Source organism: Streptomyces sp. NPDC002690 (assembly GCF_053592415.1).
Window position 1 is genome coordinate 1 of the sequence record NZ_JBSFVR010000494.1, and the last position, 4,251, is coordinate 4,251.

4 protein-coding genes are annotated in these 4,251 nt (G+C 69.6%); all 4 read left to right on the plus strand.

Features of this window, described 5'->3' with window-relative positions; genetic code table 11:
- On the plus strand, positions 1–437 hold a 437-nt coding region (locus tag ACWD3D_RS33975; protein WP_451464559.1), incomplete at its 5' end, for a polyprenyl synthetase family protein.
- Between the two features lie 104 nt (positions 438–541).
- Entirely contained in the window at positions 542–2,539 is a 1,998-nt protein-coding gene (gene shc, locus ACWD3D_RS33980; protein WP_451464560.1) for a squalene--hopene cyclase, read from the plus strand.
- Entirely contained in the window at positions 2,539–3,186 is a 648-nt protein-coding gene (locus tag ACWD3D_RS33985; protein WP_451464561.1) for a phosphorylase family protein, read from the plus strand. Before shc ends, ACWD3D_RS33985 begins: the two co-directional genes overlap by 1 nt.
- Positions 3,187–3,191: 5 nt before the next feature.
- The gene (hpnH, locus tag ACWD3D_RS33990; protein WP_266712087.1) at positions 3,192–4,211 is read left to right on the plus strand and encodes an adenosyl-hopene transferase HpnH; all 1,020 of its coding nucleotides are present in this window, start codon (positions 3,192–3,194) and stop codon (positions 4,209–4,211) included.
- The last annotated feature ends 40 nt before the right edge of the window (positions 4,212–4,251 follow it).

Here is a 4,251-nt window from a genome sequence, read left to right on the forward strand (position 1 = left end):
GTGTCGGCGGTGCGGTCGTCGGCACCCTGGAGTCCTACGGCTATCACCTGGGCCTCGCCTTCCAGGCCGTCGACGACCTGCTCGGCATCTGGGGCGACCCGGAGTCCACCGGCAAGCAGACCTGGAGCGACCTGCGCCAGCGCAAGAAGTCGCTGCCGGTGGTCGCCGCCCTCGCCGCGGGCGGTCCGGCCTCCGAGCGGCTCGGCGCACTGCTGTCCGCCGATGCCAAGAGCAGCGAATTCGACAGCTTCTCCGAAGAGGAGTTCGCCGCCCGCGCGGCACTCATCGAGGAGGCGGGCGGCCGTGAGTGGACCGCCCAGGAAGCCCGTCGTCAGCACGCCGTCGCCATCGAGGCGCTGAACGCTGTCGACATGCCGAGTGAAGTACGGGCGCAGCTCACCGCGCTCGCCGATTTCGTCGTCGTCCGAAAGAGATGATCACCATTCGCATATGACTCGCAGTCGCCGGCCGGTGTCCCTCGGGGCACCGGCCGACGGAGACCCCAGCACAGCAGAGGACCGAACTGCACGAAGGGGAAGCCATGACAGCGACGACCGACGGAAGCACCGGGGCTGCGCACCCTCGCACGGTCCCGGGCGATCCGACCGACACAACCATCACGGCGGACGACGTACTGGACGCCGCCCGGCGGGCCGCGGAACGCTCCGTCGAGCACCTTCTCGGCCGACAGGACGAGCAGGGCTGGTGGAAGGGCGACCTGGCCACCAACGTCACCATGGACGCGGAAGACCTGCTGCTGCGCCAGTTCCTCGGTATCCAGGACCCCGACATCCTCCAGGCCGCCGCTCTCTTCGTCCGCGGCGAGCAACTCGGCGACGGCACCTGGGCCACCTTCTACGGCGGTCCCAGCGACCTCTCCGCCACCATCGAGGCTTACGTGGCGCTGCGGCTGGCCGGCGACCGGCCGGACGAGCCGCACATGGCCAGGGCCGCCGCCTGGGTGCGGGACCAGGGCGGCATCGCCGCCTCCCGCGTGTTCACCCGCATCTGGCTCGCCCTCTTCGGCTGGTGGAAGTGGGAGGACCTCCCGGAACTGCCACCCGAGCTGATGTTCTTTCCTTCCTGGGTACCTCTCAATATCTATGACTTCGGCTGCTGGGCCCGCCAGACCATTGTTCCGCTGACCATCGTCTCGGCGAAGCGGCCCGTACGGCCCGCTCCGTTCTCCCTCGACGAGCTGCACACCGACGCGTCCCGCCCCAACCCGCCCGTGCGCAAGGCCTCGCCGGTGAGCTGGGACGGCGTCTTCCAGCGGCTGGACAAGGCGTTGCACCTCTACCACCGGGTCGCGCCGCGCCGGCTGCGCCGGATCGCGATGAACGCCGCCGCCCGGTGGATCATCGAACGCCAGGAGAACGACGGCTGCTGGGGCGGCATCCAACCACCCGCCGTCTACTCCGTGATCGCCCTCCACCTCCTCGGCTACGACCTCGACCACCCGGTGATGCGCGCCGGGCTCGCCTCACTGGACCGGTTCGCCGTACGACGCCCGGACGGCGCGCGCATGATCGAGGCCTGCCAGTCCCCGGTGTGGGACACCTGCCTGGCCGTCATCGCGCTCGCCGACGCCGGGGTCTCCCCGGACCACCCGGCGCTGGTCAAGGCAGCCGACTGGATGCTCGCCGAGGAGATCGTACGGCCGGGGGACTGGGCCGTCCGCAGGCCGCAACTCCAGCCGGGAGGATGGGCGTTCGAGTTCCACAACGACAACTACCCGGACATCGACGACACCGCCGAGGTCGTCCTCGCGCTGCGGCGGGTCCGTCACCCCGAACCCGCCAGGGTCGAGTCGGCCATCGAGCGCGGGGTGCGCTGGACGGTCGGCATGCAGTCGCGCGCGGGAGCCTGGGGCGCCTTCGACGCCGACAACACCAGCCCGTTCCCCAACCGGCTGCCGTTCTGCGACTTCGGCGAGGTGATCGACCCGCCCTCCGCCGACGTCACCGGCCACGTCGTGGAGATGATGGCCTACGAGGGACGCGCGGACGATCCGAGTGCCCGCCGCGGAGTGGACTGGCTGCTCGCCGAACAGGACGCGAGCGGAGCCTGGTTCGGGCGCTGGGGCGTCAACTACGTATATGGGACTGGGTCGGTGGTCCCGGCGCTGATCGCTGCCGGGCTGCCCGCCTCCCACTTCGCCGTCCGCAGGGCGGTGTCGTGGCTCGAGTCCGTCCAGAACGACGACGGGGGCTGGGGCGAGGACCTGCGCTCGTACCAGGACAGCAAGTGGATCGGCCGGGGCGAGTCGACGGCCTCGCAGACCGCTTGGGCCCTGCTCGCCCTGCTGGCCGCCGGAGAGCGCGAGAACCCCGCCGCCACCCGGGGGATCGCCTTCCTGACCCGGACCCAGCAGGAAGACGGGTCCTGGGACGAGCCGTACTTCACGGGGACCGGCTTCCCCTGGGACTTCTCCATCAACTACCACCTCTACCGCCAGGTCTTCCCTCTCACCGCGCTCGGGCGCTACGTGCACGGTGACCCCCTCGTGGCCCGGGTCGCGAGCCCGGCGGGATTCTGATGGGCGGGCCGCGGCCCCCCGGCGGACCGCCGCCCTCTCTGCTCGTCGCCTGCGCGCTCGGCATCGAGCAGTTCGCCCTGCGGAGCGGTCCGCGCGGCGGCGGTCCCGTCACCGTCCTGCGGACGGGGATGGGACCGAAGGCGGCCGAGACCGCGCTCGGGCGCGCCCTGGTCCGGGAGGAGATGCGCGGCGCCGCCGTCGTCGCCTCGGGGTTCTGCGCCGGCCTCGCGCCCGGGATGCACCCGGGCGATCTGGTCGTCGCCGAAGAGACCAGGTCCGCGCACGGGACCACCGCCTGCGACGGCGTATCCGTGCTGGTGGACGCGGTGTCCCGGCTGTTTCCCGGCCGGACCGTGCACACCGGCCCCCTGACCGGCTCCGACCACGTCGTGAGGGGCGCCGAGCGGGCGGCCCTCGCGGCGACCGGGGCCATCGCCGTGGACATGGAGTCCGCGGCGACCCTCTGTACCGCTCTGCGTCATGGACCACGCCCGGTTGCGGCCGTACGGGTGGTCGTGGACGCTCCAGAGCATGAGCTCGTCCGGGTTGCCACGGTACGCGGTGGAATATCGGCTTTCCGCGTTCTTCGTGCCGTCCTGCCTGCTTTCCATGAATGGCACCGATCTTTGTTGCTCCCCCGGAGGTGAGCCAGATGGCCATGCCGCTCCGCCAAACCATCAAGGTCGCGACGTACCTTGCCGAACAGAAGATCCGCAAGCGTGAGAAGTTCCCGCTGATCGTCGAGCTGGAGCCGCTGTTCGCCTGCAATCTCGCCTGCGAAGGCTGCGGGAAGATCCAGCACCCCGCCGGAGTGCTCAAGCAGCGCATGCCGGTCGCCCAGGCAGTCGGAGCCGTACTCGAATCCGGTGCCCCGATGGTCTCCATCGCCGGTGGCGAACCACTGATGCACCCTCAGATCGATGAGATCGTGCGGCAGTTGGTGGCCAAGAAGAAGTACGTGTTCCTCTGCACCAATGCCATGCTGCTGCGCAAGAAGATCGAGAAATTCACCCCGTCGCGGTATTTCGCCTTCGCGGTCCACATCGACGGGCTGCGCGAGCGGCACGACGAATCCGTGGCCAAGGAAGGCGTGTTCGACGAGGCGGTCGCGGCGATCAAGGAAGCCAAGAGACGGGGTTTCCGGGTCACCACCAACTCCACCTTCTTCAACACCGACACACCGCAGACCATCATCGAGGTACTCAACTACCTCAATGACGACCTTCAGGTCGACGAGATGATGATCTCCCCGGCGTACGCCTACGAGAAGGCGCCCGACCAGGAGCACTTCCTCGGCGTGGAACAGACCCGCGAGCTCTTCAAGAAGACGTTCGCGGGCGGCAACCGGGCCCGCTGGCGGCTCAACCACTCGCCGCTCTTCCTCGACTTCCTGGAGGGCAAGGCGGACTTCCCCTGCACCGCCTGGGCCATCCCGAACTACTCACTCTTCGGCTGGCAGCGCCCCTGCTACCTGATGAGCGACGGGTACGTCCCCACCTACCGGCAGCTCATCGAGGAGACCGACTGGGACAAGTACGGCCGGGGCAAGGACCCGCGCTGCGCCAACTGCATGGCGCACTGCGGCTACGAACCCACCGCCGTGCTCGCCACGATGGGGTCGCTCAAGGAATCACTGCGCGCGGCCCGGGAGACGGTCACGGGCAACCGGTAATCCGAGGAGGGCGGTCACGGCCGGGCGCACCGGCCGTGAC